Origin of the sequence: Pseudomonas sp. R11F (assembly GCF_050312575.1) — a bacterium.
GTDB classification, from domain to species: domain Bacteria; phylum Pseudomonadota; class Gammaproteobacteria; order Pseudomonadales; family Pseudomonadaceae; genus Aquipseudomonas; species Aquipseudomonas palleroniana.
Genome location: NZ_JBNPJU010000046.1, coordinates 230,649 through 256,368, shown reverse-complemented (window position 1 = coordinate 256,368; position 25,720 = coordinate 230,649). Strand labels below are relative to the sequence as shown.

Below are 25,720 nucleotides of genomic sequence, written 5' to 3'. Positions count from 1 at the left end.
GTTATTGCACGAGGCAGGCATGGCACTGTGAGAGGCCCTTTTTAAAATAAGGGCTTTTACTGGAACTTCAACCCATGGAAGGCAGAAGTTACCGATTGATTTTACGGGAAAACTACGCGGACGCATGGCCAGGGGGCTTACGGGCGCTTTCTGTTAAGATGACCACTCTGTTACTTCAGGTGTCTAGATATGGCGTTACGCCATCAACCAGCCCGCGCGCCCGGCGCGTTGCTTCGCGAAGCCAAGCCGTTGAAAGCCATCTTTGGCCATGCGCAACGCCTGGGCCTGCTGCAACGCCTGCTCGAAAGCCAGTTGCAACCGGCCGTGCGTGAACATTGTCATGTAGCGTCGTGGCGAGAAGGCCATTTGCTGCTGATTGTCACCGATGGCCATTGGGCCACCCGGTTGCGCTATCAACAAAAACGCCTGCAACGACAACTGATGGCCTTTGACGAGTTTGCCGGCCTGACGCGCATCCAGTTCAAAGTGCAGCCCCCAGCCGTGCAGCCACGCGCAGTGGGGCATACGGTGGACCTCTCGGAAAACGCGGCCGAAACCATTCAGGCTACGGCCGATGAGATCAGTGATCCGGGCCTGCGCGCGGCGCTGGAGCGGCTGGCCGCCCACGCCAGACGCAAACCCTGACCGCTATTTGCGCTTGCCGCCGCCCAACAGCGACCCCAACAACCCACGCACCAACTGGCGGCCCATCTGATTGGCGGCCTGCTGCATCGCTGATTTCAGCGCCTTGCCTGCCGTCGTGCCCAGAAACGCGCCGGCCTTGTCGGTAAAGCTCGGCTCTTCGGCCGCCGGCTTGCTTGGTTCCTCGGGCCCCAGGTCCTTGCGAGCCATCAGCACTTCATAGGCCGACTCACGATCTATCGGTTTGTCGTAGCGCCCGAGCAAAGATGAACGGGCGATCAACGCAGCCCGTTCGGTCTCAGTGAGCGGCCCGATCCGCGATTGTGGTGGCGCGACCAGTACCCGCTGGACAACTTCCGGTGTGCCTTTTTCCTGCAAGGTGCCCACCAGCGCCTCGCCGGTGCCCAGTTCGGTCAGCACCGCCAAGGTATCGAACGCCGGGTTGGGGCGAAAACCCTCGGCCACCGCCCGCAGGGATTTCTGTTCCTTGGTGGTGAAGGCTCGCAAACCGTGTTGTATGCGCAGCCCCAGTTGTGCGAGCACCGTGTCAGGCAAGTCACCCGGGGATTGCGTGACAAAGTACACGCCCACCCCTTTGGAGCGAATCAGGCGCACCACTTGCTCCAAACGGTCCTGCAGGGCCTTGGGCGTGTCCGCGAACAACAAATGCGCTTCGTCGAAAAACAACGCCAAGAGCGGCTTGTCGGCATCGCCACGCTCAGGCATCTGCTCGAACAACTCAGCCAGAAGCCACAACAGGAAGGTCGCGTAGACCTTCGGCGCCTCATGTACCAGGCGGCTGGCGTCCAGCAGGTGGATCCGCCCACGCCCGTCGCCGTCGGGCTGCAAAATATCTTCGAGCTGCAGGGCCGGCTCGCCAAACAAGGCTTCGGCACCCTGCTGCTCCAGCACCGCCAGGCGCCGCAACAGCGCCTGGCTGGAGCCGGTGGTCATCAACGCCGCATCGTCGCCCAGCAGTTCCGGGTGATAGCGCAGGTGGTTGAGCAGGGCCTTGAGGTCCTTGAGATCCAACAGCAGCAAGCCCTCACGATCCGCTACCTTGAAAGTGGCATAGAGCGCCGACTGTTGGCTGTCAGTGAGTTCCAGCAGGCTGCCGAGCAACAACGGCCCCATTTCGCTGATGGTCGTACGCAACGGATGGCCGGATTGCCCGTGGATATCCCACAGCGTGACCGGGTAAGCCTGCGCGGTGTAATTGAGGAAAGGCATGCCTGCAATGCGCTCGGCGACCTTACCCTGGGGGAAGGCTGCGGCACCCAGGCCACAGAGGTCACCCTTGATGTCGGCGGCGAATACCGCCACGCCCGCATCGCTGAAGGCTTCCGCGAGGCGCTGCAGGGTGACGGTCTTGCCCGTGCCCGTGGCACCGGCAATCAGGCCATGGCGGTTGGCCAGGCGCATGGCCTGAGCAATGGGCTGGCCGTCAGGGCCGGCACCGATAAGAAGTTGCGTGGAGTCAGGCATTTCGTCACCTATGGTTAATCTTTAGTGCAGCCAAGCCGATACAGGCCAATGTGAGACCCACAAAGTCTAAAAATAGGTCGGAGGGTTCCTACAAAAACCCACAGAGCTATCACCAGAAGTACCACACCTTTTTTGACGCTGCCATTTTGCGCCTCCCAAAAGGACGCGCTTTGGATATTTAAGACCTTAGCGGACCCTACAAGCCATGAATAAAAACCTGCGCTTCAGCCACAAAATCCTGCTTGCAGCCGCCCTTATCGTCATCGCCGCCTTCGCGCTGTTTACCCTCTATAACGACTACCTGCAACGCAACGCGATCCGCGACGACCTGAATAACTACCTGCATGAAATGGGCGGTGTCACCGCCAGCAACATTCAAACCTGGCTTGCCGGGCGTATTGTGCTGGTGGAAAACGCCGCACAAAACATCGCCATCAATCCCGAACCGTCCGCCGTCGCCAACTTGCTGGAACAGAAAGCGCTGACCTCTTCCTTTATGGCGACCTACGTCGGCGACAGTAAAGGGGCCTTTACCATCCGCCCCGATGCCAAGATGCCGGACGGCTTCGATCCGCGCGTCCGCCCCTGGTACAAAGGCGCCCAGAGCAGCAACGGTTCGACCCTGACCGAACCCTATATCGATGCGGCCACCGGGCAGTTGATCATTTCCATCGCCACCCCCAGCGCCAAGGGCGGCCAGAGTATTGGTGTGGTGGGCGGCGACCTGAGCCTGCAAACCCTGGTGGATAACATCAGCGCGCTGAACTTCGGCGGCATGGGCTACGCGTTCCTGGTCAGTGCCGACGGTAAAGTGCTGGTGCACCCGGACAAAAACCTGGTCATGAAGACTCTGGCAGAGGTGTACCCGAAGAACACCCCCAAGATCAGCGCCGACTTCAGCGAAGTCGAGGCCAACGGCAAAACCAATATCGTGACCTTTACACCGATCAAGGGTTTGCCATCGGTGAACTGGTACCTGGGCGTTTCGGTAGATAAAGACAAATCCTTCGCGATGCTCAGCCAGTTCCGCACGTCGGCGGTGATCGCCACGATCATCGCCGTGGTGATCATCATCGCCCTTCTGGGCATGCTGATCCGCGTCTTGCTGCAACCGTTGAATGTGATGACCCGGGCCATGCAGGACATCGCCGATGGCGAGGGCGACCTGACCCGACGCCTGACCATCCAGAACCATGACGAATTCGGCACCCTGGGCGAGGCGTTCAACCGGTTCGTGGAGCGTATCCATACTTCAATTCGCGAAGTGTCCTCGGCCACCGAACAGGTCAACGAAGTGGCCTTGCGGGTGGTCAGTGCCTCCAACTCGTCGATGGTCAACTCGGACGAACAGGCTAATCGCACCAACAGCGTCGCCGCCGCCATCAACCAACTGGGCGCCGCCGCCCAGGAAATCGCGCGCAACGCGGCACAGGCTTCGCAGCAAGCCAGTGACGCGCGGAGTTTGGCCGAAGACGGTCAGCAAGTGGTGGAAAGCAACATCAAGGCGATGAACCAACTGTCCGAGATGATCAGCGCTTCTGGCAACAATATCGAAGCGCTTAACAGCAAGACGGTCAATATCGGTCAGATCCTCGAGGTGATCACCAGCATCTCCCAGCAGACCAACCTGTTGGCGCTCAACGCCGCCATCGAAGCGGCGCGGGCCGGTGAGGCCGGCCGAGGATTTGCGGTCGTGGCCGACGAAGTGCGCAACCTGGCTCATCGCACCCAGGAATCGGCGCAACAAGTGCAGAAAATGATTGAGGAGCTTCAGATCGGCGCTCGGGACTCCGTCAGCACCATGAGTGAAAGCCAGCGCCACAGCCAGGACAGCGTGGAGATCGCCAACCTGGCCGGCGAACGGTTGAGCAGCGTGACCCAGCGCATTGGCGAGATAGACGGTATGAACCAGTCAGTCGCTACCGCCACCGAAGAGCAGACCTCCGTGGTGGAGTCGATCAACATGGACATCACCGAAATCAACACCCTCAACCAGGAAGGTGTGGAAAACCTGCAATCAACCCTGCGCGCCTGTACCGACCTGGAGCAACAGGCATCGCGCTTGAAGCAACTGGTGGGCAGTTTCCGGATCTGACGCCCAGGCCCGTCGCTGATACAGCGGCGGGCCGCTATTTTGTCGGGGGCTCGTCTTTACGCCGCTCCTGTTCCCACAACTCGGCGGCGCCAGGAAACTCGGTGCCGTCTTCTGCGTCCAGCGCGTCCGGGTCATACCGGCTCAAACAGCCTTCCCCCAATGTTGCCGGGGCTTTTGATGTGGCTTTATCCAGCGGGTCGCTCATCACTCAGTCCTGCGCAGATGTAAAAAGGGCCTGGGTCGATTTAACGCCCAAGCCCTTCTGACTTCAATCACAACGCTGGATCAGAACACGACGGTCTTGTTGCCGTGTACCAGTACGCGATCTTCCAGGTGATAACGCAGGCCACGCGCCAGCACCATCTTCTCGACGTCACGGCCGAAACGCACCATGTCTTCAATACTGTCACTGTGGCTGACACGCACCACGTCCTGCTCGATGATCGGACCTGCGTCCAGCTCTTCGGTAACGTAGTGGCAAGTTGCGCCAATCAACTTCACGCCGCGCAGGGATGCCTGGTGATACGGCTTGGCCCCGACGAACGACGGCAGGAAACTGTGGTGAATGTTGATCACCTTGCCGGCGTATTCGCGGCACAGTTCCGGCGGCAGGATCTGCATGTAGCGCGCCAGCACCACCACGTCGGCCTCGTGCTGCTTGACCAGACGCGAGACCTCGGCGAACGCGGGCTCCTTGTCCTGCGGATTGACCGGTACGTGGTAGTACGGGATGCCGTGCCATTCGACCATGCTGCGCAGGTCGTCATGGTTGGAGATCACACAGGCGATCTCGCAATCGAGCTCATCGCTGTGCCAGCGGTGCAGCAGGTCGGCGAGGCAGTGGGACTCACGACTGGCCATCAGCACGACACGCTTTTTCTGTTCGGTGTCGGTGATGTGCCAGGTCATCGAGAACTCTTCGGCGATCGGCGCAAACGCCTCGCGGAAGGCCTCAAGACCAAAGGGCAGCGTGTCGGCACGGATTTCGTGCCGCATGAAAAACCAACCGCTGAGATCGTCCGAGTGATGGCTCGCTTCGGTGATCCAGCCATTATGGGAGGCCAGAAAGTTACTGACTTTGGCAACGATGCCAACCCGGTCCGGGCAAGCAATCACCAGCCGAAAAGTGCGCATTAGGGGGAAACTCCAGAACTTCGCAAAGGCCGCCATTCTAGCGATTGCGCAGAAAAACTGCAGTATTCCTTGCACCTTATTCTGAATCCAGACCGAGAGGACACCCCTTAATAGCGTAAGGTTTTACCTCGTCTATATGACCGTACAACGGCCAGCGCAAGGAATTATCAAAAAACAAACAGGATTATCTTTAGGCCGGCGACCGACTAATTAACTCGACTGCGCAGCTTTACCACAAACATTCAAAGTAATTCACATAAATGCCTGCTTAAATGTTTACTTGATGAAATTGCCTGACTATTATTGGCTCACTGTCCCTGTCAATCAGCGCTCTACATAAGGTAGTCCCCATGTCACTGATCAACGAATACCGCGCCACCGAAGAAGCTATCAAAGAGCTGCAAGCGCGTTTGAAAAACCTGTCCCAAGACGACAAGCTGAAAACCGAGCTGGAATTCGAAGGCAAACTGCGCACTCTGATGGGCGAATACTCCAAGTCCTTGCGCGACATCATCGCGCTGCTGGATCCAGAGTCGAAAGTTAAAGCACCGCGTGGCGCCGTGAAAACCACCGGTACCAAGCGTGCGCGCAAGGTCAAGCAATACAAGAACCCGCACAACGGCGAAGTGATTGAAACCAAAGGCGGCAACCACAAGACGCTGAAAGAGTGGAAAGCCAAGTGGGGCGGCGACGTGGTTGAAGGCTGGGCTACTCTGCTGGGCTAAGCCGAGTCGGGCTCTCGCCTGATACGCGATACATAAAAAAACGCCAGCTTGCTGGCGTTTTTTTATGTCTGAATATTCTGCAATTTCTGACTACGAGTTCAAACGCGCTGCCAGCGAATCGGCATACTCCTGCCATTGGCCCAGTACCTGGCACTGAAACGGTGTAGCACTAACAGCCAACTCCTCGCACGCCTGTTTAAATGCCAGCAGAGTATTCGGTGCCCCCCATTGCGGATTTGACAAACGCTGCTGACAGAAAAGTTTCCAACGTTGTTGCTCGTCCTTGTCCAGGGTTTCAGGAAAGTTACGGGCACGGTAGCGAAATAATAATTCCGGCAAGCGATGATCATCGAAAGGCCACTGCTGGCGTGCTAGTTGTGCAGGCTCTGCCGCACGGACTTGTTCACATAAGCGGCGATCGCGGTCGCCAATAAAACCATCGTAGAGCTGCTGCTCCGGGTCGGCACTCGGTGCAAAATCCTCCTCGCTGTAAATGGCGGCCAACTTGTCACGCCAAACTTCCTGTGCGTCAGTTAGTCGCAGCGCCCGCGCCTGACAGGTGTCCATATCCAACTGAAGCCGCTCACGATCCTGCGCCCGCAATACATTCAGTGGGGCAACGACCGGGCAACGGTTGATATGCAACAACTTGAGCGGAATCGGTAGCTCACCTTCCTTCAAGTCATCACGGCGCGTATAGAGGCGCTGACGCAACACATCGGCATCCAGGTCCAGCAAGGCCTGGGGGTCGAGCCCAAGGTCACAGACGATCAATGCATTGCGATTGCGCGGGTGCCAGGCCAGCGGCAGCACCACCCCCACGTAGTGGCGCTCGGCGGAAAAGCGCCCGGAGATATGCACCATCGGTTGCAACAGACGCACCTGGTCCATCACCCGCTGCTTACTGCGCAATTGAAACAGCCATTCGTACAGCTTGGGCTGTTTTTCTCGCACCAACCGCGCCAAGGCGATGGTCGCACGCACGTCGGACAATGCATCATGGGCCTGCCCGTGATCGATACCATTGGCCTGGGTCAGCCGCTCAAGCTTGAGGGTGACCCGCCCATCCTGCTCCGGCCAGACAATCCCCTCGGGACGCAGGGCGTAGGCGGTGCGAACCACATCAATCAGATCCCAGCGACTGTTACCCCCCTGCCACTCGCGCGCGTAAGGGTCGAAAAAATTTCGATACAAGCTGTAGCGCGTCATTTCATCGTCGAACCGCAGGGTGTTATAGCCGGCACCGCACGTACCGGGCGCAGCCAGCTCGGTATGCACCCGCGTCATGAAATCGGCTTCGGCCAAGCCCTTCTCCGCCAGTACGCCCGGAGTAATACCCGTGATCGCGCATGCCGCCGGATGGGGCAGGATATCGTCGCTGGGCTGACAATAAAGATTGAGCGGCGGGCCGATCTCGTTGAGTTCGAGGTCGGTACGAATGCCGGCCACCTGGAGCGGACGATCGCTGCGCGGGTTGATGCCGGTGGTTTCATAGTCGTACCAGAAAATGGAGGTCACGGGCTATTCCTGTACTGAAGATCGACAAAGTCTAGGCGCAGCGAGGCGTCCGGGGCCAGCGATACATGCACTGTACAAACATCCAGCAAAACCTTGAATGGTTGCTTCCGGCGTCGACACTGCTAGCATCCGTGTCTCTGAACCGCTCAGCACTGCCAAGGATCGCAATGTCATCAGCCCCGCTGGACACCCGCTACCAGATCGAGACCCCGGAGGGTATCGACCTGCCCTTGCGCCCCGCCGGCTTGCTGGTACGTGTATTAGCCTTTGCTTTTGACCTGGGTTTGCGTGGGCTGCTCATGGGCCTCCTGCTCGTGCCACTGGCGTTGCTCGGCAACATCGGCATCGGCCTGGGCTCGTTGCTGCTGTTCCTGGTCAGTTGGTGGTACATGGTGCTGTTTGAAGTCCTCAACCAAGGAAGCTCCCCAGGCAAGCAGGTCATGGGCCTGCGTGTCGTACAGGACGACGGTACTCCCATCGGCTGGTCGTCCTCCCTGATCCGCAACCTGTTGCGCTTTGTCGACATGCTGCCTTTCGGCTACTTCCTCGGCGCCATCAGTTGCCTGCAACATCCCCATTTCAAACGGCTCGGCGACCTGGCCGCCGGGACGCTGGTGGTCTATCGCGAGCAGCCGCTGGTTCGGCCCCGCATACCTCAAGCCGCCCCCCTGCGCCTGCCCTTTGCACTGGACCTGAACGAACAACGTGCAATCCTAGCTTTCGCCGAACGCCAGGGCGAACTGTCGGCCGAGCGCGTGCATGAACTGGCCGCAATCCTTGCCGTGCCCCTGCACGTGTCCCCGGCTCGTGCTGCCGAACAACTCAATGGCGTGGCCCGTGGCCTGTTGGGGCCGACATGAAGCAGAGCCAATTTGAAAGCCGCCACCAGCAGCAATGGCAAGCCTTCGCCAAACAACTGGAGCAGTTGGAACAAGGTAAAGCCAAGGCCGCTGATGTCACCGACTTCCCCTATCAGTACCGGCGGTTGTGCCAACACCTGGCCCTGGCCCAGGAGCGCGGCTATAGCAGTTACCTGGTGGACCCGCTGCAGCAACTTGCGCTGCGTGGCCACCAGCAACTCTATCGTCATCGCAGCCAATTGGCGGCGAACGTACTGGCTTTCATCCTGGCCGACTTCCCTCGCCTGGTACGCGAACAGTGGCGCTTTGTGCTGATCGCCAGCCTGTTGTTCTTCGGCAGCCTGGTGGCTATAGCCGTGCTGGTCTATCTGTTCCCCGACCTGATCTACAGCATCGTCAGCCCCCAACAGGTCGCTGAAATGCAAGGCATGTACGACCCCGATGCCAGCCACCTGGGCCGTGCGGCCGAACGGGCCTCCAGCGAAGACTGGATGATGTTCGGCTACTACGTGATGCACAACATCGGCATCGCCTTCCAGACGTTTGCCGCCGGCTTGCTGTTCGGCGTGGGCAGCGTGTTCTTCCTGATTTTCAACGGGCTGATCATCGGGGCGATATCCGGACACCTGACCGAAATCGGTTACGGCCAGACGTTCTGGTCATTTGTGATCGGTCACGGTGCATTCGAACTCAGTGGCATCGCCCTGGCCGGTGCGGCAGGCTTGCAACTGGGCTGGTCGTTGATAGCCCCCAGGCATCTGACGCGCAGCGAATCCCTGCGCCTGGCAGCGCGCAAAAGCGTGCAGATGCTCTGTGGCGTGATGATATTCCTGTTGATCGCGGCGTTCATCGAAGCGTACTGGTCATCCATCGCCACGATCGCCCCCTGGATCAAATACCTCATGGGCGCCACATTCTGGTGTTTGGTGGTCGCTTATCTGAGCCTGGCTGGACGGACCCGTCATGCGCCTGACTGACGCCAGCGTGACCATTCGCCCGCGTACCTCCTGGGAAGCCATGGACCTTGGTGGATTGATGGCCAGAGAACATCGTCGTCTGCTGATGAGCAGTTGGGCGATGGTCACTTTGCCGATATTTACCTTGCTCACGGTGTTGCTCTGGGAGTATCCGTCTTTTTCCCTGTTGCTGTTCTGGTGGCTCAAGCCGGCCTTCGACCGCCTCCCGCTGTACATCCTTTCCAAGGCGCTATTTGGTGAAATACCAGGCATCAGGCAGGCCGTACGCCATTGGCCGCGCCTGCTCAAGGGCCAACTGCTGGCCAGCCTGACCTGGCGCCGACTGAGCCTGAGCCGCAGCTTTGTATTGCCGGTCAGCCAGCTTGAGGGCCTGGACGGCCCGGCACGTCAGAAGCGCCTGGGGGTATTGCTGCAACATAACGCTGGAGCCGCACGCTGGCTGACCCTCATAGGGATGCACCTGGAAATCGGCCTATGGCTGGGTTGCATGGCCCTGTTCTACCTGTTCATTCCAAAACAGATAGAAATGGATTGGGACTGGCAACGAATGGCATTGGCAGCAGACGCCAACGAACTGTGGCTGGACCATCTGGGCAACGCCTTCTACGCCCTGATCCTGGTGTTCTGGGAACCTATCTACGTCGCCTGCGGCTTCAGCCTGTACCTCAATCGCCGTACCGTCCTGGAAGCCTGGGACCTGGAGCTGATATTCCGCAACCTGCGCCAACGCCTGAGTAGCATCGTACCGCTACTGCTGCTGGTGGTCGGGTTGATGCTCACACCCTTCACTCCACCCGCCATGGCGAACGAACCGGTTGTTTCCAAACCGCTCAGCACTCACTCGGCCAGCCAATCCATTCAGTCGGTGCTGGAAAACCCTCCCTTCAAGAACCCTGAAACCGTCACCCGTTATCGCTTTGGTGAAGAAAAAACAGCCGTCAAAAGCAAAGCAAAAGGCGATGGTAAATTGCCAGCCTGGTTGCAGGCACTCTTGGATAACCTCAACAGCAATGCCTTCAAACACATTGCCCAAGGCTTGGAGATACTGCTGTGGAGCCTGGTGCTCGGCGCAGTCGCCCTGCTGCTGTGGCGCTACCGTGAATGGCTGCGCACATTCGTCAGCCGTGGCCGGCAGCCTTTACCCAAAACGCTCAAACCGGTTCCCGCTCAGTTGTTCGGGTTGGAACTGGGAGTTGAAACCTTGCCGGAAGACATCGCCGGCGCTGCCGAGCAGCTATGGGCCAGCCAACCACGGGAAGCACTGGGCTTGTTGTATCGCGGCCTGCTCAGCCGATTACTGCATGAATTCAATTTGCCGCTGAAAAGCGCCGATACCGAAGGCCAGGTACTGGAACACATTCATCATTTGAGGCAACCGCAATTGCTGGCCTTCAGTGATGAGCTGACGCGCCACTGGCAAAACCTTGCATACGGTCACCGCCTTCCTCCCGCCGCCACCCAACAACAGCTTTGCAACGATTGGCGCGCACTCTTCAGTTCGGGAGTGCGCCCATGAACAGGCCGTTACTGTGGGTCGCGCTGCTGCTGGCTGGGCTGCTGGGAGCCGGCGCTTTATACGCCTGGCACAAGGCGATCCCTTATGAAGAAGTGGTGGACCACGGTCCGTCTGCGCAAGCGCTGGCCAATCCCTACCTGGCAGCCGAGTACTTTCTACGCAGCCAAGGCCTGGCAGCGGAACATGCCTATGGCATCGAACGGCTAACCGATCGCCCAGCTAAAGGCCAAAGCCTGTTACTGCTGGGTGAGCGCAGCAACATGACCCCGCGCCAGGTTGAACAACTGCTGGATTGGGCAAAAGCCGGTGGCCACCTGCTGGTGGTGGCCGAGGCGTTATGGGATGAGGAAACGGGCAAAAGCGGCGACCTGCTGCTCGATCGCCTGAATATCCATCAGGCCCTGAGTGACACGTTCGACGAGCCGGCATCACCGCGTAAAAAGAAAGCACCGGACCTGACCAAGCTTTACGTCGACAACGAAACCGCCCCGGCCTACTTCAGTTTCGATACCGACTTCAACCTCACCGACCCGAGACACCTTGCCCAGTTTTCAGCCAATAGCGCCAAGTCCAGCCACCTGATGCAACTTGACCTGGGGCAAGGTCATGTAACGGTGGTCACCGACAGCGACCTGTGGAAAACCCCGAATATCGGCAAGCACGATAACGCCTGGCTGCTGTGGTACCTCAACCAGAACACCGACGTCACCTTGCTGTTCAACAGCGACGTGGAAAACTTGCTGACCCTGTTGATGCGTTATTTCCCACAGGCATTGGTAGCGCTCGTCGCACTGATAAGCCTGGCGCTCTGGCACGTCGGCATGCGCCAAGGCCCGATACAGGCGCCCGTCCCCCGAGCGCGCCGGCAGTTGCAGGAACACTTGAAGGCCAGCGCCGATTTCCTGCTGCGTCGCGGTGGGCAGGCCGCACTGTTGCAAGCGCTCCAACGCGACATCCTGCGCACCGCCCGCAAGCGCCATCCAGGCTTTGAACACCTGGACACGGCAGCACAATGGCAGGTACTGGAAAACCTGACTCGACAACCCTCCGATGCCATCCGCCAGGCACTCGGCCCACTCCCGTTGAAACGGCTCTCCAGCGCCGATTTCAGCCGCCAGGTGACCAGCCTGCAAACTCTCAGGAATGCCTTATGAGCGAATACCCACCGTCCACCGTCCTGAACACCACAAGCCTGCAGCAGGCCAGCCAGCAAGCCCAGGCTTTGCGCATTGAATTGCGCAAAGCCGTGATCGGCCAGGATCAGGTCATTGATGACGTGCTCACGGCATTGATCGCGGGAGGCCATGTATTGCTCGAAGGGGTGCCTGGCCTGGGCAAGACCCTGCTGGTCCGGGCACTGGCCCGCTGCTTTGGTGGCGATTTCGCACGCATCCAGTTCACCCCCGACCTGATGCCCAGCGACGTCACCGGGCATGCCGTGTACGACCTGCAAAGCCAACAGTTCAAGTTGCGCAAGGGGCCGTTGTTTACGCACCTGCTACTGGCCGATGAAATCAACCGTGCTCCCGCCAAGACGCAAGCGGCGCTGCTTGAGGCCATGCAGGAGCGCCAAGTCACGCTTGAAGGGGAAGCCTTGCCCATCGGCCAACCGTTCATGGTGCTGGCGACCCAGAACCCCATCGAACAGGAAGGTACTTACCCGCTGCCGGAAGCCGAGCTGGATCGCTTCATGCTCAAGGTGCGCATGGATTATCCCGATGCTCGACAAGAGCTGGATATGGTGCGCGAAGTGACCCGGTCATCCAGGGCCGACATGCTGGACGTGCAACCATTACGCACTGTGCTGCAGGCTGACGATGTGGTGCAGTTGCAACAGATAGCCAGTGAGATGCCCCTGGATGAACAAGTCCTCGATTATGCGGTACGGATAGCGCGTGCCACACGCAGCTGGCCAGGGCTGACCATCGGCGCCGGCCCACGGGCCTCGATCGCTCTGGTACGTGGAGCTCGTGCCCGGGCCCTGTTGCGCGGCGGGGAGTTCGTCACGCCAGACGACATCAAGGGCTGCGCCCTGGCGGTACTGCGTCACCGGGTACGTATTGCGCCTGAGCTGGACATAGAAGGATTGGAAGTGGACCAGGTACTCAAGCAGTTGCTTGATCAGATTGCGGCACCAAGGCAATGACCCGGCAATGAAACCAACCCGTCTGCTTCTGACCTGGCTTGGCGTGCTGCTGGGCTTGAATATTGTGCTGGGTGCTGCGGCAGCCTTGCAGCTCAAGGTGCCCGACACGTTGCATTCGGTGGCCTGGGGCTTGTTGCTGGCGTTGCTGCTGCTCTCGCTGCTGGACGCTTTACGCCTGCGCCGCCGCCCTTCGCCGCGAATAGAACGGCAATTACCCGGCAGCCTGGCGTTGGGACGCTGGGGGGAAGTCAGGCTGGCAGTGCAGCACAGTTATCCACAACCCATCACCTTGACGGTGTTCGATCACGTACCGGATGGCTTGAGCCTGGAGAACCTGCCGCAGTCCATAGAGTTGCGACCTGGCGAGCGCTGCGAGCTGGGCTATCGCGTTCGCCCCTTGCGACGAGGGCATTTCAGCTTCAGTCGTTGCGAAATCCACCTGCCTAGCCACTTAGGGCTATGGTCGGCTCGACGCTTGATCGACGCTCGGGACGCTACCCGCGTTTACCCGGATTTCGCCCGATTGTACGGCGCACAGTTGCAGGGTGTGGATAACTGGCTGAGCCAACTCGGCGTACGTCAACGCCCGCGACGAGGGTTGGGGCTTGAGTTTCATCAGCTGCGCGAGTTTCGCGAGGGTGACAGCCTGCGCCAGATCGATTGGAAAGCGACGGCACGGCAGCGCACGCCAATCGCCCGCGAATACCAGGATGAGCGCGACCAGCAAATCGTGTTCATGCTCGACTGCGGTCGGCGCATGCGCAGCCAGGACGACGAGCTCTCCCATTTCGATCACGCCCTCAACGCCTGCCTGTTGCTCAGCTACGTCGCGTTGCGACAGGGCGATGCCGTGGGTCTGTGCACCTTTGCCAGTGACCAGCCGCGTTACCTGGCACCGGTCAAGGGTAGTGGCCAACTGAACGTATTGCTCAATACGGTTTACGACCTGGATACCACCCGTAAAACAGCCGACTATGAGGCCGCCGCAAGCCATCTGCTGGCTCGACAAAAGCGTCGAGCGCTGGTGATCGTGGTGACCAACCTAAGGGATGAAGACGATGAGGCACTCATGACTGCCGTCAACCGTATCAGTCGGCAGCACCGGGTGATGGTCGCCAGCCTGCGAGAACATGTCCTCGATGAACTGCGCCAAGTCCCCGTGCAGACCCTGTCGGAAGCATTGGCCTACAGTGGCGCGATTGATTACCTCAACACGCGCAATGAACTGCATGATCGTTTGAACGCCCATGGGCTATCGGTGCTCGATGCCCTGCCGTCCGAGTTGGGAGCCAAATTGGTCACGCGTTATCAGAGCTGGAAAAAAGCCGGGGCTTTCTAAAAAAAACGTACGGCCCGATCGAGGACAAGCGCCGACCGAGCCGACAACACGTCGTGTTCAAGCGGAGGCCTGCAGCGGATCGAAGCTGAAATAATGCAACAACGCAGTGATCAACTGCCGATACTCTTCGGATGCCTGACGTATGCAGAAGCCGGAATCATAATGCTGTGGGTTGATGTCCTCATAACTCCACAAACAGGTGGCCGTCAGGTCAACGTACTGAAACTCGCCGTCAGATCCGGGGATCTTCAAGCGCAACTCAAAATCCGCATCGACCATCATGGGTAATTGGCTGATCAACATCAGCCCTTCTTCAGAGAGGTTGCCCAGAAAGCCGACAGGCTTGTCGGTCAGACGATTGAACACCTGCAAAAAACAAGATAACTGATGCCGTTCGATCCTTCGTTCGGTAATCATGATGAAATCGCCATCCAGTGGCCATGAATCTGGCCGTGCCAGTGATTCGGAACGAGCCCATTGCCCGCTCTGCCTGGATATCGGTGTGGCAACAGCTACTGCATTGCCACTAAACAACGGCCGAATCCGGGCGCCTCATCCGTTTGAATGGAAACTTGTACAAACGGACATTCAAAGGATAGCCCACGCCTGGCAACAGGCCAGCAATCAAATCACAAATATCATTACAAAGATGCGGGACGTGGCTGTGCCACGCTGGCACCCGAGTAGTGCCCCAACTGCTGCAAGGTATCGAGCCGGGCGCGGGCACGATAGGCGTACTCACTCGATGGGTATTGGCTGATGATGAACTGGTAGGTTTGCGCCGCATCGACGAACAGTTTCTGCCGCTCCAGGCATTGCCCGCGCAACATCGAGACCTCCGGTTGCACATAACGGCGGGTACGGCTTTCACGGTCGACCTGGGACAGCTCAAGGGTGACACGCTCGCAATCACCCACCCCGTAGGCACGGTAGGCATTGTTCAAATGATGGTCCATCGACCAGCGGGTACAGCCGACTACACTGACGGCCAAGGCGGCAACGAGCAAAATTCGCATGGGGGTTCTCCTGTCTTGTGCAGTGTATCGACCCCTTGTCGAAAATCTTCAAGGGCGTTCGCCTATTCAGCCGCAACGAAAACAAGTCAATCGCCGATAAGTAGTGCAAACGAACAATGACTACAACGAAAGAGCATAGTAGCCTTCCCCAGCGCTTGAACTCAGGAGTCTGTGCATGTCCGTCCGTCGTACCAAAATCGTCGCCACCCTTGGCCCGGCCAGCAACTCGCCGGAAGTCCTCGAACAGCTGATTCTGGCTGGTTTGGACGTCGCCCGTCTGAACTTCTCCCACGGCACCCCGGACGAGCACAAGGCTCGCGCCAAACTGGTGCGTGACCTGGCCGCCAAGCACGGTCGCTTCGTTGCATTGCTGGGTGACCTGCAAGGCCCGAAAATTCGTATCGCCAAATTCACCAATAAGCGTATTGAGCTGAAGATCGGTGACACCTTCACCTTTTCCACCAGCCATCCGCTGACCGAAGGCAACCAGCAAGTCGTGGGTATCGACTACCCGGACCTGGTCAAGGACTGCGGCGTCGGTGACGAGCTGCTGCTGGACGACGGTCGCGTAGTGATGCGCGTCGAAACCGCGACCCCGACTGAACTGCACTGCACCGTGATCATCGGCGGCCCGCTGTCCGACCACAAAGGCATCAACCGTCGCGGTGGTGGCCTGACGGCGCCGGCGCTGACTGACAAAGACAAGGCCGACATCAAGCTCGCCGCCGAAATGGAAGTGGACTACCTCGCCGTGTCCTTCCCGCGCGACGCCGCTGATATGGAATACGCGCGTAAACTGCGTGACGAAGCCGGCGGCACCGCCTGGCTGGTGGCGAAGATCGAACGCGCCGAAGCCGTGGCCGATGACGAAACCCTCGACGGCCTGATCAACGCCTCCGACGCGGTGATGGTTGCCCGTGGTGACCTGGGCGTGGAAATCGGCGACGCCGAGCTGATCGGTATCCAGAAGAAAATCATCCTGCACGCCCGTCGCCACAACAAAGCGGTGATCGTGGCGACCCAGATGATGGAGTCGATGATCCAGAACCCGATGCCGACCCGTGCCGAAGTGTCCGACGTGGCCAACGCCGTGCTCGACTACACCGACGCCGTGATGCTCTCGGCTGAAAGCGCCGCCGGCCCGTACCCGCTGGAAGCCGTTCAAGCCATGGCGCGTATCTGCGTCGGTGCCGAAAAGCACCCGACCAGCAAGACCTCCAGCCACCGTATCGGCAAAGTGTTCGAAAGCTGCGACCAGAGCATCGCCCTGGCCGCCATGTACACCGCCAACCACTTCCCGGGCGTGAAAGCGATCATCGCCTTGACCGAAAGTGGCTACACGCCGTTGATCATGTCGCGCATCCGCTCCTCGGTGCCGATCTACGCGTTCACCCCCCACCGCGAAGCCCAGGCCCGCGCGGCGATGTTCCGTGGCGTATACACCATTCCGTTCGATCCGGCCTCGCTGGCACCCAACGAAGTCAGCCAGAAGGCGATCGACGAACTGGTCAAGCGCGGCGTCGTCGAGAAAGGCGACTGGGTCATCCTGACCAAGGGCGACAGCTACCACACCACCGGTGGCACGAATGGCATGAAGATCCTGCATGTGGGCGACCCGCAGGTCTGAGTGACACGCTGAAAAACAAAAGCCCCGCCATGTGAATGGCGGGGCTTTTTGCTTTGCAGATCGGATTTTGTATTGGCTTCATAGCCCCATCGGGAGCAAGCCCCCTCCCACACTTGAATGTGTTCACAAATCACAATGTGGGAGGGGGCTTGCTCCCGATGAGGCCCACCCAGACAACACACCTTCATCGCAGCAGCGCAATTCAGCCCTCAACCACGGGGCACAAACACATCGGCCAGCAGTTGATTACGCGGTAAACCGGCCAGGAACAGCCGCTTGGAAAACGCCTCGACACTGGCAGGATGCCCGCAGAGTAGAGCCAGGGTTTGCCGCGAACCAAGCCGCAGTTGCGCCAATGCCTGGGCCAGCTCAGCCGCCGTCCATAGTTCCACAGTCAAGTTGGGATGCTGCGCGGCCAGCTCCGCCAGGGGACCGGCCAAGTAATGAGCCTGCGCATCATGGGCCAGGTGAATCACGCGGATGGCGCCTTGATGATCCTGGCGCAACGCCTCACGCAGCACACCCCACAAAGGCCCCAAGCCGGTGCCGGAAGCCAGCAGCCACAACGGCCGGGTGTGCCAGTCGGGATCGTATTGCAGCGCTCCCCCGCGCAACTCACCCAATCGCAGCGCATCGCCCACCTGCAACTGCCGGGCAATATCGCTGAACTCACCCGGCTGGCGGCAATCGAGGTGAAACTCCAGGAACGGATCTTCCTGGGGCAAGCTGGCCAGGGAATAGGGCCGCGCTACCTGCCCCGCCCACAACACCAGATGTTGCCCGGCCCGATAACGCAGGCCGTGTTCCGGTTGCAGACGCAGGCGCAGCACATTTGTGTTCAACCAGTCGGCGCCCACCACCCGGGCCGCCAAACCGTCACGCAGCGGATCAAAGGTCTCAACCTCAAGATCGCCGATAACCTGGCACTGACACGCCAAACGCCAGCCGTCCTGGCGTTGCGCCGGGCTCAAGGCGTCTGGCTGCTGGTCGTCGACCTGTCCCAGGCATCGCACCAGGCACGCATGGCAACTGCCCGCCCGACAACTGTAGGGCACGCCCACACCCGCCTGGTTCAGGGCATCCAGCAGGTTGCTGCCGGTGGTGACCGACCAGTGGCGCTCACCGACGTACAGTTCAGGCATGGGAGGACTCAATCATAAGGGGCACACAGGGAATCACGCCTGCGACAGTTTGACCATAGTCGGGTGTATCGGCCACCGTGCCGGGTTATACTGCCGCGCCTTTTTAGCGTCGCGCCTGCACCACTTTGGCGTGCCTTGGAAAGGTGGTTTCAGCCGACCGATGCAACACTGAAGCCACCTTTATTGAATGTTCCCTTATAGAGGAGCGCGACTCATGACCGTGATCAAGCAAGACGACCTGATTCAGAGCGTTGCCGACGCCCTGCAATTCATTTCCTACTACCACCCCGTTGACTTCATCCAGGCCATGCACGAAGCCTACCTGCGCGAAGAATCGCCAGCGGCCCGTGACTCCATCGCCCAGATCCTGATCAACTCGCGCATGTGCGCCACCGGCCACCGCCCGATCTGCCAGGACACCGGTATCGTCACCGTGTTCGTGCGCGTGGGCATGGACGTACGTTGGGATGGCGCCACCATGGGCCTGGACGACATGATCAACGAAGGCGTGCGTCGCGCCTACAACCTGCCGGAAAACGTCCTGCGTGCATCGATCCTTGCCGACCCGGCAGGCGCGCGCAAGAACACCAAGGACAACACCCCGGCCGTGATCCACTACTCCATCGTCCCGGGTAACACTGTGGAAGTGGATGTAGCAGCCAAGGGCGGCGGTTCCGAGAACAAGTCGAAGATGGCGATGCTCAACCCGTCCGACTCGATCGTCGACTGGGTACTGAAGACCGTTCCGACCATGGGCGCCGGCTGGTGCCCTCCGGGCATGCTGGGCATTGGCATCGGCGGCACCGCCGAAAAAGCCGCCGTCATGGCCAAGGAAGTGTTGATGGAATCCATCGACATCCACGAGCTGAAAAAGCGCGGCCCGCAGAACCGTATCGAAGAGATGCGCCTGGAGCTGTTCGAGAAGGTCAACCAACTGGGCATCGGCGCCCAGGGCCTCGGCGGCCTGACCACCGTGCTCGACGTGAAGATCATGGACTACCCGACCCACGCCGCGTCCTTGCCGGTGTGCATGATCCCCAACTGCGCCGCCACCCGTCACGCCCACTTCGTGCTCGACGGTTCCGGCCCGGCATCGCTGGAAGCGCCACCGTTGGACGCCTACCCGGAGATCGTCTGGGAAGCCGGCCCGTCGGCCCGCCGCGTCAACCTCGACACCCTGACCCCGGAAGAAGTGCAGAGCTGGAAGCCGGGCGAAACCGTATTGCTCAACGGCAAGATGCTCACCGGTCGCGACGCGGCGCACAAGCGCATGGTCGAGATGCTGAACAAGGGCGAAACCCTGCCGGTGGACCTCAAGGGCCGCTTCATCTACTACGTCGGCCCGGTTGATCCGGTGCGCGAAGAAGTGGTTGGCCCGGCAGGCCCGACCACCGCGACGCGGATGGACAAGTTCACCCGTCAGATCCTCGAACAAACCGGCCTGCTGGGCATGATCGGCAAATCCGAGCGCGGTCCAACCGCCATTGAAGCGATCAAGGACCACAAAGCCGTGTACCTGATGGCCGTCGGCGGCGCCGCTTACCTGGTGGCCCAGGCCATCAAGAAGTCGCGCGTCGTGGCTTTCGCCGAACTGGGCATGGAAGCGATCTACGAGTTCGAGGTCAAAGACATGCCGGTCACCGTCGCGGTGGACAGCAAGGGCGAGTCCGTCCACATCACCGGTCCTGCCATCTGGCAGAAAAAGATCAGTGACAGCCTGGCGGTAGAAGTCCAGTAAGCCCGCTCACTACACCCGATGGCGCATGGTATGGTGCTCACCCCTTACCGTGCCTGCCCATCACCGTATGATCGCGATCCCTCGCCCCCTTCGCCTGACTTTCTACTGCCTGTTGATCATCGCCGGTGCGCTGCTCGCCGCGACCTTCGCCACCCGCCATGCCGAACGCCAGGCCCTGGTGGACGACGCTTCACGCGCCAAACAACAGCTCACGCTGTATGGCAATTCCCTGCACACCCTGATCGAACGTTACCGTGCCCTGCCCGCCGTGCTGGCGCTGGACTCGGAAATGATCAACGCGTTGAAGGGCCCGCTGGATGCCACCACCCAGGCTGTGCTCAACCGCAAGCTGGAACGCATCAACAGTGCGGCGCAGTCCTCTACCCTGGAACTGATGGACCGCACCGGCCTTGCTGTCGCTGCCAGTAACTGGAACCTGCCCAGCAGCTATGTCGGGCATAACTACGCATTTCGTCCCTATTTCAGCCAGACCCTGAGCCAGGGCGCCGGGCGCTTTTATGCGGTGGGCGTGACCACCGGTATTCCCGGCTATTTTCTCTCCAGCGCGGTAGTGGACGAACACGAGCAGTTTCTCGGTGCCATGGTGGTGAAGCTGGAGTTCCCCGAGCTTGAGCGCGAATGGGCCCAGGGCAATGACCTGCTGCTGGTCAGCGACGCGCGCGGCATCGTATTTATCGCCAACCAGCCGGGCTGGCGTTATCGCAACCTGCGCCCGTTGTCGGACGGCGACCTCGCCGAGCTCCAGGCCACACGCCAATACGACAAAAAGCGCTTGCAGCCGCTGGAGACCCAAACCCTGCAGCGTTTCGATGACAACAGCCATCTGATGCGCGTCAATGGCCCCGACGGCAGCGCCGATTACATCTGGGAATCGCTGCCGCTGAAGGCCGAAGGCTGGACGCTGCACCTGCTGCGCAAACCCCAGCCCGCCCTTGAAGACCAGCGTAATGCCGGCCTCGCCGCTGCCGGCTCCTGGCTGGCATTGGTGTTCCTGACGCTGTTTCTGACCCAGCGCTGGCGCCTGGCCCGTTTGCGCCAGCGCAGCCGCGAAGAGCTCGAACAGCTTGTGGCGCAACGCACCCAAGCCTTGCGCATGGCCCAGGACGGTTTGGTGCAATCGGCCAAGCTGGCGGCATTGGGCCAGATGTCCGCCGCCCTCGCCCATGAAATCAACCAGCCTCTGACCGCCCAGCGTATGCAATTGGCAACCCTGCGCCTGCTGCTGGATCATGGCCGCGTGGACGATGCCTACCAAGCGCTCACCCCACTGGACGACATGCTCACACGCATGGCTGCGCTGACCGGCCACCTCAAGACGTTCGCCCGTAAAAGCCCCAGTGGCCTGCGTGAACGCCTGGACCTGGCCACGGTGGTTGACCAGTCCCTGCACCTGCTCGACGCGCGCCTGCGTAATGAGGCCATCGGCGTGGTGCTGGACCTGACCCGCCCCGCCTGGGTACGCGGCGATGCGATCCGCCTGGAACAGGTACTGATCAACCTGTTGCGCAACGCCCTTGACGCCATGGCCGATAAACCGCGCAAACGCCTGGAAATCCGCCTACAGGCCGATCAGCAGCTGTGGCAACTGACCGTCAGCGACAGTGGCGGCGGGATTGACGATGAGCATTTGAGCTGCGTGTTCGACCCCTTCTTCACCACCAAGCCGGTAGGTGACGGGCTGGGCCTGGGGCTGGCGGTGTCTTACGCTATCGTGCACGAACTGGGCGGGCGCCTGATCGCCGGCAACCGTGGCGACGGCGCGGTGTTCACCCTGACCTTGCCTATCGCACTGGAGACACCCGACCTATGTTGAACGCGGTGATTGTGGTCGATGACGAAGCCAGCATCCGCACGGCCGTCGAGCAATGGCTGAGCCTGTCGGGGTTTGACGTGCAGTTGTTCAGCCGCGCCGAGGCCTGCCTGGCGCAACTGCCCAGGGACTTTCCCGGTGTCATCTTGAGCGACGTGCGCATGCCCGGGCTCAGCGGCCTGGAGCTGCTGGCCGAAGTGCAGCGCCGCGATGCCGACCTGCCGGTGATCCTGCTGACGGGCCACGGCGACGTGCCGATGGCGGTAGAAGCCATGCGTGACGGTGCCTACGATTTCCTCGAGAAACCCTTCAGCCCCGATACCCTGCTCAATAGCCTGCGTCGCGCCCTGGACAAACGCGGGCTGATCCTGGAGAACCGCCGCCTGCACCAGCAGGCCGATCACCGGGCACAGCTTGAATCCAGCCTGCTCGGCGTATCCCGGGGCTTGCAGACGTTGCGCCGGCAGGTGCTGGACCTGGCCAGCTTGCCGGTCAATGTGCTGATCCGTGGCGAGACCGGCAGCGGCAAGGAGCTGGTTGCCCGTTGCCTGCATGATTTCGGCCCGCGGGCAAAGAAGCCATTTGTGGCGCTCAACTGTGCGGCGATCCCCGAGCAGCTGTTTGAAGCCGAGCTGTTCGGCCACGAAAGCGGCGCCTTCACCGGCGCCCAGGGCAAGCGTATCGGCAAGTTGGAATACGCTCACGGCGGCACACTGTTCCTGGATGAAATCGAAAGCATGCCCCTGGCCCAGCAGGTGAAACTGCTGCGTGTGTTGCAAGAGCAGAAACTGGAGCGGCTGGGCTCCAACCAGAGCATCCACGTCGACCTGCGCATCATTGCCGCCACCAAACCCGACCTGCTGGAAGAGGCCCGCGCCGGGCGCTTTCGCGAAGACCTGGCTTATCGCCTGAACGTCGCACAGTTGCGCCTGCCGCCCTTGCGTGAGCGCCGTGAAGATATTCCATTGTTGTTCGATCACTTTGCCCAAAATGCCGCCGAGCGCCTTGGCCGCAGCGCCGAACCGCTCGGCGGCGCGCAATTGGGACGCCTGCTCAGCCATGACTGGCCGGGCAACGTGCGCGAACTGGCCAACGTTGCCGAACGCCAGGTGCTGGGGCTTGGCGAACCTGAGCCTGAGGGTATCGAGGCCGGGCAATCGCTGGCCGCGCAGCAAGAAGCCTTCGAGGCTCATTGCCTGAAGGCCGCATTGACCCGGCACAAGGGCGATATCAAGGCGGTCCTGGCGGAACTGCAACTGCCGCGCCGGACTTTCAATGAAAAGATGCAGCGTCATGGGTTGGTGCGGGAGATGTTTCTCTAAGCCAGGCTTTGCGGTGCCTTTCAGGCCGTCATCGGGGGCAAGCCCCCTCCCACACTTGAATGTGTTCACAAATCACAATGTGGGAGGGGCTTGCTCCCGACGAGGCCTGCTGCCATAAGCGGATTTCCGCTCAGCCATCAAGAATCATCGGCGACTTTCCGCTCAAAATAATCCTGCAACCCTTCTAGACCGGGCCTTCATCCCCTTGGCACAGCTCCTGCTATAGCCGAACCAGGCTGCGCACGCGCTGCTCCATAAAAACAACTAGATGAAGGATCCTTCAATGGATAACTCCAACACCCTGCCTCTGGGGTCGGCGGCCGTGCCGGCAAAAGAGCGCACCACCTCCAGCCGGATCAAATCGATTTTCAGTGGCTCCGTCGGCAACATGGTCGAGTGGTACGACTGGTACGTCTACGCCGCCTTCTCGCTGTACTTCGCCAAGACCTTCTTCCCGGCAGGCTCCTCCACCGCGCAATTGATGAACACCGCTGCGATCTTCGCCGTGGGCTTCCTGATGCGCCCTATCGGCGGCTGGCTGATGGGGATGTACGCCGACTACAAGGGCCGCAAGGCTGCACTGATGGCCTCGGTACTGCTGATGTGCTTCGGCTCGCTGCTGATCGCCCTGAGCCCTGGCTACGACACCATCGGCATCGGCGCGCCGATCCTGCTGGTCTTCGCCCGCCTGCTGCAAGGTTTGTCGGTCGGTGGCGAATACGGCACTTCGGCCACTTACCTGAGTGAAATGGCGACCAAGGAGCGTCGCGGTTTCTTCTCCAGCTTCCAGTACGTGACCCTGATCTCCGGCCAGCTCATCGCGCTGGCGGTATTGATCGTGCTGCAACAAGTACTGACCACCGAGCAACTGTATGCCTGGGGCTGGCGCATCCCGTTCGCCATCGGCGCCCTGTGCGCGGTTGTCGCGCTGTACCTGCGTCGTGGCATGGAAGAAACCGAGTCGTTCACCAAGAAGGAGAAAGCCAAGGAAAGCGCGATGCGCACGTTGCTGCGCCATCCCAAGGAGCTGATGACCGTCGTCGGCCTGACCATGGGCGGCACCCTGGCGTTCTACACCTACACCACCTACATGCAGAAATACCTGGTGAACACCGTCGGCATGAGCATCTCCGACTCCACCACCATCTCGGCGGCGACGCTGTTCCTGTTCATGTGCCTGCAACCCCTGGTCGGCGGGCTGTCGGACAAGGTTGGCCGTCGGCCGATCCTGATTGCCTTCGGCATCCTCGGCACGCTCTGCACCGTACCGATCCTCACCACCTTGCACACCATCCAGACCTGGTGGGGTGCGTTCTTCCTGATCATGGCGGCGTTGATCATCGTCAGCGGGTACACCTCGATCAATGCCGTGGTGAAAGCCGAGCTGTTCCCCACCGAGATTCGTGCCTTGGGCGTGGGCCTGCCGTATGCGTTGACCGTGTCGATCTTCGGCGGTACCGCTGAATACATCGCGCTGTGGTTCAAGAGTATCGGTATGGAAACCGGCTACTACTGGTACGTGACTGCGTGTATCGCGGTGTCGTTGTTGGTCTATGTGACCATGAAAGACACCCGCAAGCACTCGCGCATCACCACCGACTAAAACGGTGCGAGGGGGCTTGCTGCCGAAGGCGGTGTGTCAGCCATAAATCGGTTGACTGAACCGCTGCTATCGGGAGCAAGCCCCCTCCCACATTGAGTTTTATCTTGCCTGGATAATAGGATCAGGACAGCTCTGCGGCTGCCTGACGCCCATATCGCCGCTGCGCATACGACGCCCCGGCAATCATCACCATCAGCACACCCGCCAATACCGCCGACGAACCGATGGTGCCGAAATCCAGCCCACCCTTTTCATAGGGTTTGGTGAGGAAGTCACCCAGCGTCGCACCAAACGGCCGGGTCAAGACAAACGCCACCCAGAACAACAGCACCGACGAGATCCGGGTGAAGTACTTGAGCGCCACTACCCCGGCAATCGCCGAGCCGATCAACAAGGCGCCACCGGCGAAGCCGAGCCCCGAGTCATCGGCCAGGAAGTCGCCCAGCGCGGTACCCAAGGTGTTGGAGAACAGGATGGCCATCCAGTAGAACAACTCGCCCCGGAAGGTTTGCACTTTGTTCACGTTCAGCGAGTCGCCGCTGACATGCCACAACGCGAAGATGATCATCAGGATCGCGATCAGGATCATGGAGCCCGTGGCGTAGCCCAGCCCCAGGGTGCGGTCCATGAAGTCAGACATGGTGGTGCCCGCGGTGCTGGTGGACAAAATCACGATCCAGTACAGCACAGGGTTGTAGGTTTTCGACCAGAGTTGCGTCAGCAAGGTGACGAGGAACACGCTGATCAAGATCATCGAGCTGATGGCGTAGCCAACGTTGAGGGTCATCGACAACAAATCCCCGGCGGTTTCGCCCAGGGTGGTTGCGCAGATTTTCATGACCCAGAACGCCAGGGTGATCTGAGGAAGTTTGTTCATGGTACAGAAGGCTCCGAAGCTCAGTCTTTCAACGCGCCGACTTAGAGGGGTGTCGGCCTGGCGCGCAGACTGAATGCAGAGCTGTGAAAATTCGGTGGGCAATCAATGAAAATTCCATACGGCTGAT

Annotated in this window: 22 protein-coding genes and 1 pseudogene; 15 read left to right on the top strand and 8 right to left on the bottom strand. The window is 60.2% G+C overall.

All coding sequences use genetic code 11. The annotated features are described in order from the left end of the window. The first annotated feature begins 189 nt into the window (after window positions 1–189). Window positions 190–645 (top strand): DUF721 domain-containing protein, encoded by a 456-nt coding sequence (locus tag ACQRBV_RS13485; RefSeq protein ID WP_411984788.1) that lies wholly within the window; start codon window positions 190–192, stop codon window positions 643–645. A gap of 3 nt (window positions 646–648) precedes the next feature. Here ACQRBV_RS13485 and ACQRBV_RS13480 read toward each other — a convergent pair whose 3' ends face one another. After that, window positions 649–2,127 (bottom strand): helicase HerA-like domain-containing protein, encoded by a 1,479-nt coding sequence (locus ACQRBV_RS13480; protein ID WP_411984789.1) that lies wholly within the window; start codon window positions 2,125–2,127, stop codon window positions 649–651. 205 nt (window positions 2,128–2,332) lie between these two features. Between ACQRBV_RS13480 and ACQRBV_RS13475 the strand changes: the two are divergent. Together ACQRBV_RS13475 and ACQRBV_RS13470 are read left to right on the top strand one after the other, a co-directional pair. Then, window positions 2,333–3,364: pseudogene (locus tag ACQRBV_RS13475) on the top strand (HAMP domain-containing protein); the annotation flags it as partial. A 93-nt stretch (window positions 3,365–3,457) separates the two neighbouring features. Next, the gene (locus tag ACQRBV_RS13470) at window positions 3,458–4,222 is read left to right on the top strand and encodes a methyl-accepting chemotaxis protein (RefSeq protein ID WP_411984851.1); all 765 of its coding nucleotides are present in this window, start codon (window positions 3,458–3,460) and stop codon (window positions 4,220–4,222) included. 34 nt (window positions 4,223–4,256) lie between these two features. Here the strand turns inward: ACQRBV_RS13470 and ACQRBV_RS13465 are convergent, their stop codons facing one another. Beyond that, complete coding sequence (locus ACQRBV_RS13465) at window positions 4,257–4,427, bottom strand: hypothetical protein (protein WP_411984790.1); 171 nt, start codon at window positions 4,425–4,427, stop codon at window positions 4,257–4,259. Window positions 4,428–4,507: 80 nt separating this feature from the next. Beyond that, the gene (gene purU, locus ACQRBV_RS13460; protein ID WP_005790961.1) at window positions 4,508–5,356 is read right to left on the bottom strand and encodes a formyltetrahydrofolate deformylase; all 849 of its coding nucleotides are present in this window, start codon (window positions 5,354–5,356) and stop codon (window positions 4,508–4,510) included. 350 nt (window positions 5,357–5,706) lie between these two features. Here purU and mvaT point away from each other — a divergent pair, with 350 nt between their 5' ends. Next, window positions 5,707–6,081: a histone-like nucleoid-structuring protein MvaT gene (gene mvaT / locus ACQRBV_RS13455; RefSeq protein ID WP_003175830.1), complete on the top strand. Its 375-nt coding sequence runs from the start codon at window positions 5,707–5,709 to the stop codon at window positions 6,079–6,081. A gap of 90 nt (window positions 6,082–6,171) precedes the next feature. On the opposite strand, the gene sbcB is transcribed toward mvaT, so the two are convergent. Beyond that, entirely contained in the window at window positions 6,172–7,599 is a 1,428-nt protein-coding gene (gene sbcB / locus ACQRBV_RS13450; RefSeq protein WP_411984791.1) for an exodeoxyribonuclease I, read from the bottom strand. Window positions 7,600–7,766: 167 nt separating this feature from the next. Here sbcB and ACQRBV_RS13445 point away from each other — a divergent pair, with 167 nt between their 5' ends. The 6 genes from ACQRBV_RS13445 to ACQRBV_RS13420 are packed head-to-tail and all read left to right on the top strand — an operon-like array spanning window position 7,767 to window position 14,437. Continuing rightward, entirely contained in the window at window positions 7,767–8,459 is a 693-nt protein-coding gene (locus ACQRBV_RS13445) for an RDD family protein (RefSeq protein ID WP_060754210.1), read from the top strand. Beyond that, window positions 8,456–9,436, top strand: a complete 981-nt coding sequence (locus tag ACQRBV_RS13440) for a stage II sporulation protein M (protein ID WP_411984792.1) — start codon at window positions 8,456–8,458, stop codon at window positions 9,434–9,436. Before ACQRBV_RS13445 ends, ACQRBV_RS13440 begins: the two co-directional genes overlap by 4 nt. Then, on the top strand, window positions 9,423–10,952 hold the full coding sequence (locus tag ACQRBV_RS13435; protein ID WP_411984793.1) for a DUF4129 domain-containing protein: 1,530 nt from the start codon (window positions 9,423–9,425) through the stop codon (window positions 10,950–10,952). The genes ACQRBV_RS13440 and ACQRBV_RS13435 overlap by 14 nt, the downstream gene beginning before the upstream one ends. Next, window positions 10,949–12,106 carry a DUF4350 domain-containing protein gene (locus ACQRBV_RS13430; RefSeq protein ID WP_411984794.1) on the top strand — a complete coding sequence of 386 codons (1,158 nt, stop codon included), beginning with the start codon at window positions 10,949–10,951 and terminating at the stop codon, window positions 12,104–12,106. Before ACQRBV_RS13435 ends, ACQRBV_RS13430 begins: the two co-directional genes overlap by 4 nt. Further along, window positions 12,103–13,098, top strand: coding sequence for an AAA family ATPase (locus ACQRBV_RS13425; RefSeq protein WP_411984795.1), 996 nt, complete (start codon window positions 12,103–12,105; stop codon window positions 13,096–13,098). The genes ACQRBV_RS13430 and ACQRBV_RS13425 overlap by 4 nt, the downstream gene beginning before the upstream one ends. A 7-nt stretch (window positions 13,099–13,105) precedes the next feature. Then, window positions 13,106–14,437, top strand: coding sequence for a DUF58 domain-containing protein (locus tag ACQRBV_RS13420; protein WP_060754215.1), 1,332 nt, complete (start codon window positions 13,106–13,108; stop codon window positions 14,435–14,437). A gap of 57 nt (window positions 14,438–14,494) precedes the next feature. Here the strand turns inward: ACQRBV_RS13420 and ACQRBV_RS13415 are convergent, their stop codons facing one another. Both ACQRBV_RS13415 and ACQRBV_RS13410 read right to left on the bottom strand, forming a co-directional pair. Further along, a complete protein-coding gene (locus tag ACQRBV_RS13415) occupies window positions 14,495–14,854 on the bottom strand; it encodes a PilZ domain-containing protein (protein ID WP_060754216.1) in 360 nt (119 codons plus the stop codon). 224 nt (window positions 14,855–15,078) lie between these two features. Further along, a complete protein-coding gene (locus tag ACQRBV_RS13410) occupies window positions 15,079–15,453 on the bottom strand; it encodes a tetratricopeptide repeat protein (RefSeq protein ID WP_060754217.1) in 375 nt (124 codons plus the stop codon). Window positions 15,454–15,628: 175 nt separating this feature from the next. On the opposite strand from ACQRBV_RS13410, the gene pyk reads away from it, so the two are divergent. Continuing rightward, complete coding sequence (gene pyk, locus ACQRBV_RS13405) at window positions 15,629–17,080, top strand: pyruvate kinase (RefSeq protein ID WP_060754218.1); 1,452 nt, start codon at window positions 15,629–15,631, stop codon at window positions 17,078–17,080. Window positions 17,081–17,289: 209 nt separating this feature from the next. Here the strand turns inward: pyk and ACQRBV_RS13400 are convergent, their stop codons facing one another. Then, window positions 17,290–18,222 carry an iron-sulfur-binding ferredoxin reductase gene (locus tag ACQRBV_RS13400; RefSeq protein ID WP_090368827.1) on the bottom strand — a complete coding sequence of 311 codons (933 nt, stop codon included), beginning with the start codon at window positions 18,220–18,222 and terminating at the stop codon, window positions 17,290–17,292. Window positions 18,223–18,436: 214 nt separating this feature from the next. Here ACQRBV_RS13400 and ACQRBV_RS13395 point away from each other — a divergent pair, with 214 nt between their 5' ends. The 4 genes from ACQRBV_RS13395 (at window position 18,437) to ACQRBV_RS13380 (ending at window position 24,716) form a co-directional block, all read left to right on the top strand. Then, complete coding sequence (locus ACQRBV_RS13395) at window positions 18,437–19,960, top strand: fumarate hydratase (protein ID WP_104994706.1); 1,524 nt, start codon at window positions 18,437–18,439, stop codon at window positions 19,958–19,960. A 67-nt stretch (window positions 19,961–20,027) separates the two neighbouring features. Further along, window positions 20,028–21,794, top strand: coding sequence for an ATP-binding protein (locus tag ACQRBV_RS13390; RefSeq protein WP_411984796.1), 1,767 nt, complete (start codon window positions 20,028–20,030; stop codon window positions 21,792–21,794). Further along, window positions 21,788–23,113: a sigma-54-dependent transcriptional regulator gene (locus tag ACQRBV_RS13385; protein WP_060754222.1), complete on the top strand. Its 1,326-nt coding sequence runs from the start codon at window positions 21,788–21,790 to the stop codon at window positions 23,111–23,113. The genes ACQRBV_RS13390 and ACQRBV_RS13385 overlap by 7 nt, the downstream gene beginning before the upstream one ends. 283 nt (window positions 23,114–23,396) lie before the next feature. After that, window positions 23,397–24,716 (top strand): MFS transporter, encoded by a 1,320-nt coding sequence (locus ACQRBV_RS13380; protein WP_060754223.1) that lies wholly within the window; start codon window positions 23,397–23,399, stop codon window positions 24,714–24,716. Between the two features lie 121 nt (window positions 24,717–24,837). Here ACQRBV_RS13380 and ACQRBV_RS13375 read toward each other — a convergent pair whose 3' ends face one another. Beyond that, window positions 24,838–25,593 carry a COG4705 family protein gene (locus tag ACQRBV_RS13375; protein ID WP_411984797.1) on the bottom strand — a complete coding sequence of 252 codons (756 nt, stop codon included), beginning with the start codon at window positions 25,591–25,593 and terminating at the stop codon, window positions 24,838–24,840. Window positions 25,594–25,720: the final 127 nt, after the last annotated feature.

What these genes read in the sequence shown, in the direction of transcription:
- ACQRBV_RS13435 (WP_411984793.1), top strand. Translation starts at nt 9,423, where the DNA reads ATGCGCCTGACTGACGCCAGCGTGACCATTCGCCCGCGTACCTCCTGG.
- ACQRBV_RS13380 (WP_060754223.1), top strand. Translation starts at nt 23,397, where the DNA reads ATGGATAACTCCAACACCCTGCCTCTGGGGTCGGCGGCCGTGCCGGCA.
- ACQRBV_RS13420 (WP_060754215.1), top strand. Translation starts at nt 13,106, where the DNA reads ATGAAACCAACCCGTCTGCTTCTGACCTGGCTTGGCGTGCTGCTGGGC.
- ACQRBV_RS13390 (WP_411984796.1), top strand. Translation starts at nt 20,028, where the DNA reads ATGATCGCGATCCCTCGCCCCCTTCGCCTGACTTTCTACTGCCTGTTG.
- ACQRBV_RS13465 (WP_411984790.1), bottom strand. Translation starts at nt 4,427, where the DNA reads ATGAGCGACCCGCTGGATAAAGCCACATCAAAAGCCCCGGCAACATTG.
- ACQRBV_RS13415 (WP_060754216.1), bottom strand. Translation starts at nt 14,854, where the DNA reads ATGATTACCGAACGAAGGATCGAACGGCATCAGTTATCTTGTTTTTTG.
- ACQRBV_RS13395 (WP_104994706.1), top strand. Translation starts at nt 18,437, where the DNA reads ATGACCGTGATCAAGCAAGACGACCTGATTCAGAGCGTTGCCGACGCC.
- ACQRBV_RS13430 (WP_411984794.1), top strand. Translation starts at nt 10,949, where the DNA reads ATGAACAGGCCGTTACTGTGGGTCGCGCTGCTGCTGGCTGGGCTGCTG.
- ACQRBV_RS13480 (WP_411984789.1), bottom strand. Translation starts at nt 2,127, where the DNA reads ATGCCTGACTCCACGCAACTTCTTATCGGTGCCGGCCCTGACGGCCAG.
- ACQRBV_RS13425 (WP_411984795.1), top strand. Translation starts at nt 12,103, where the DNA reads ATGAGCGAATACCCACCGTCCACCGTCCTGAACACCACAAGCCTGCAG.
- ACQRBV_RS13410 (WP_060754217.1), bottom strand. Translation starts at nt 15,453, where the DNA reads ATGCGAATTTTGCTCGTTGCCGCCTTGGCCGTCAGTGTAGTCGGCTGT.
- ACQRBV_RS13485 (WP_411984788.1), top strand. Translation starts at nt 190, where the DNA reads ATGGCGTTACGCCATCAACCAGCCCGCGCGCCCGGCGCGTTGCTTCGC.
- mvaT (WP_003175830.1), top strand. Translation starts at nt 5,707, where the DNA reads ATGTCACTGATCAACGAATACCGCGCCACCGAAGAAGCTATCAAAGAG.
- ACQRBV_RS13400 (WP_090368827.1), bottom strand. Translation starts at nt 18,222, where the DNA reads ATGCCTGAACTGTACGTCGGTGAGCGCCACTGGTCGGTCACCACCGGC.
- ACQRBV_RS13385 (WP_060754222.1), top strand. Translation starts at nt 21,788, where the DNA reads ATGTTGAACGCGGTGATTGTGGTCGATGACGAAGCCAGCATCCGCACG.
- ACQRBV_RS13440 (WP_411984792.1), top strand. Translation starts at nt 8,456, where the DNA reads ATGAAGCAGAGCCAATTTGAAAGCCGCCACCAGCAGCAATGGCAAGCC.
- pyk (WP_060754218.1), top strand. Translation starts at nt 15,629, where the DNA reads ATGTCCGTCCGTCGTACCAAAATCGTCGCCACCCTTGGCCCGGCCAGC.
- ACQRBV_RS13470 (WP_411984851.1), top strand. Translation starts at nt 3,458, where the DNA reads ATGGTCAACTCGGACGAACAGGCTAATCGCACCAACAGCGTCGCCGCC.
- purU (WP_005790961.1), bottom strand. Translation starts at nt 5,356, where the DNA reads ATGCGCACTTTTCGGCTGGTGATTGCTTGCCCGGACCGGGTTGGCATC.
- ACQRBV_RS13375 (WP_411984797.1), bottom strand. Translation starts at nt 25,593, where the DNA reads ATGAACAAACTTCCTCAGATCACCCTGGCGTTCTGGGTCATGAAAATC.
- ACQRBV_RS13445 (WP_060754210.1), top strand. Translation starts at nt 7,767, where the DNA reads ATGTCATCAGCCCCGCTGGACACCCGCTACCAGATCGAGACCCCGGAG.